The organism is Gammaproteobacteria bacterium (genome assembly GCA_003696665.1).
In the GTDB taxonomy this organism is placed as follows: Bacteria; Pseudomonadota; Gammaproteobacteria; order Enterobacterales.
The window spans coordinates 1-1,505 of the sequence record RFGJ01000216.1 but is presented as its reverse complement, the minus strand read 5'-3'; the positions used below and the strand labels follow the sequence as shown (position 1 = coordinate 1,505).

Sequence of the window (1,505 nt, the reverse complement as noted above, 5' to 3'; positions counted from 1 at the left end):
CTGGGGACGTTCCTGTCGCCGGACACGGTGGTGCCGGATGCGGGTGCGGTGATCGACTACAACCGCTTTCTCTACACGCGGGGGAATCCGTTGCGGTACATTGATCCGACAGGGCATTACATTTATGAGGACAAGCCTGATGATCCGTTCATTTGGTACGGTGATAAGCCAGCCAAGGGGTTGGTGCGCACGGCAGAGCCGATCTATATCCCATCGGAAAGACGCGATACGTCGCCGGTAACGGCGATCTCTGTAGGATTAGGTGTAAATGCCGATGCCGCAATGATTGGACCTTTTGGCTTTTCCGGTACAGGAGGGATTGAAGTTCTCGCTCATAAAGACGGCGAGGTGGCACTCTACACATACGGAGGTGCCGGTGCTACAGTGGGTATAGGGGCCAATGCCAAGGTTTATGTATCTCGCGTTCGCGATTTGCCCGATGCGGATAGCTATCAGGGCGTGTTTGAAGTAACCGATGGAACGGCAAGTGTCGGTGTTGGTTTAACTGCGGGACGTTTTTCTGCGCCTCTGGAACCGGACGGCGCACATGGAGAGTTCTTTGGATTTGCGCCTGGAGCGAATCTGAGTGCGTCGGAGTCAGTGGTGAACTACACCCTTCCTTGGGTGAAGTTTGATTTTACAACAGGTGAATTGTCTTCCCCGTTATTGGATGATCTGCGCAAGAAACTTCGGGGAGAATCGTCAAAATGAAGGCATCCGGGATCGAGGCATCAAACGTAGAAGGTTATATTGAACCAAAACAACGGAGATTCCTAACCCTCCAAATGCTGAGGTATGTCGTACTTACCCTGATCCCGGGCATGTTCGTCGTGCTTTGGCTTTGGCATACACCTGCGCGGTGGTTTCTGGTGGTAGGAGTGATCGTTCTTGCGGCAACGGTTATCCGGAACTATGCACTTGACATTTTGCTCGCGAAGTCAGTTACACTCGTCGGGCCTATTCACAAATCCAAGTTACGTGTCCGTGGTCCAACTCAATACTTTGTCGCTGTGAAGAACGAGCGGATTCGCGTGACAAAGAAGGTCTGGCAGGAACTGGAAGCCGAACGCCTCTATCGAATAGACTATGCGCCGCACTCCAGATGGCTTCTGGCATATCATAAGGACAATGAGGACCATGCACTGTGAGCTGCGTCTGCGTGGCCTACAAGCACGTGCCAGATCGGTGGATTCATCCGTGGCTTTCTTTGCGTCTTTCGCTATTCGATTGTTGGTGTGCGACCCCCTTGACAAATATTAGAACATCTTAGCGTTCAGAACCGTCCCCGGTCACGGTGGTGTCACGCGGTCTCCGCCGGGGCTGTGGAGAAGGCGTAACCTTCCCGGAAGTTCGGAAACTTCCGGGAAGGTGGTGATGCACCCCGACGTAGGTCAGGCTACCAGCCCGACGAGGTTCCTGGAGAATCGGCAGCCCGGTCGCGTCGCGGGTGCACCCGGCGGGCAGGTTGCCCGCCCTACGTCTGGGGATATGACAGCGAATATGGG

The 1,505-nt window shown here is 54.4% G+C and carries 2 protein-coding genes; both read left to right on the top strand.

From position 1 onward, the window contains the following. The first annotated feature begins 27 nt into the window (after nt 1–27). Complete coding sequence (locus tag D6694_06185; GenBank protein RMH44151.1) at nt 28–711, top strand: hypothetical protein; 684 nt, start codon at nt 28–30, stop codon at nt 709–711. Then, entirely contained in the window at nt 708–1,148 is a 441-nt protein-coding gene (locus D6694_06180; protein ID RMH44150.1) for a hypothetical protein, read from the top strand. Before D6694_06185 ends, D6694_06180 begins: the two co-directional genes overlap by 4 nt. Nucleotides 1,149–1,505: the final 357 nt, after the last annotated feature.